Source organism: Candidatus Protofrankia californiensis (genome assembly GCF_900634765.1).
In the GTDB taxonomy this organism is placed as follows: Bacteria; Actinomycetota; Actinomycetes; order Frankiales; family Frankiaceae; genus Protofrankia; species Protofrankia californiensis.
Genome location: NZ_CAAAFT010000185.1, coordinates 23,671 through 24,212, shown reverse-complemented (window position 1 = coordinate 24,212; position 542 = coordinate 23,671). Strand labels below are relative to the sequence as shown.

Annotated in this window: 1 protein-coding gene; it reads left to right on the top strand. The window is 73.8% G+C overall.

Features of this window, described 5'->3' with window-relative positions:
* Window positions 1-73 precede the first annotated feature (73 nt).
* The coding region (locus DD1DGNOD_RS10300; protein ID WP_346434304.1) for a phosphatase PAP2 family protein at window positions 74-542 on the top strand (469 nt) is incomplete at its 3' end.

Here is a 542-nt window from a genome sequence, read left to right as displayed (position 1 = left end):
CGGGAACGGCGGTTGGGCGTACGTCCTGGCAGCGACAGCTGGCGCGGTCGCGATAGGCCGACGGCGATGGTGGTTGCACGGTGCGGCCGTCGGAGCCGCGGCCCTGGCAGTGGGACAACTGGTCCGAACCTCACTAGCCCACGCCGTCGACCGCGCCCGGCCACCCGCGGCGGACTGGGACTGGCACGCGTCCGGCCCCGCCCTGCCGTCTGGGCACACCACCACATCCGCGCTGGTCGCCGCCGGGCTTGCCGCGGCTCTCGCCCACCGCGCTCGGCGGCGCTCAACCCGGGTCGCGGCCGTCGCGGTCCCTGTGGCGTGGGCGCTCGCCGTCGGCACCAGCCGCATCTACCTGGGAATGCACTGGCCCACCGACGTCGCCGCCGGGTGGCTCCTGGCCGTGGCCCTGTCCTGCACCGTCCTGCCGCTGTTGGGCGCGCTTCTCGAACAAGTCGTGCCCGACCACCCGCCTCATCATGAACCTCCTCATGAACGCCGCGCCAGGCCGGCTGCGACGTGGATCGGAGCACGGGCCTTCGGAA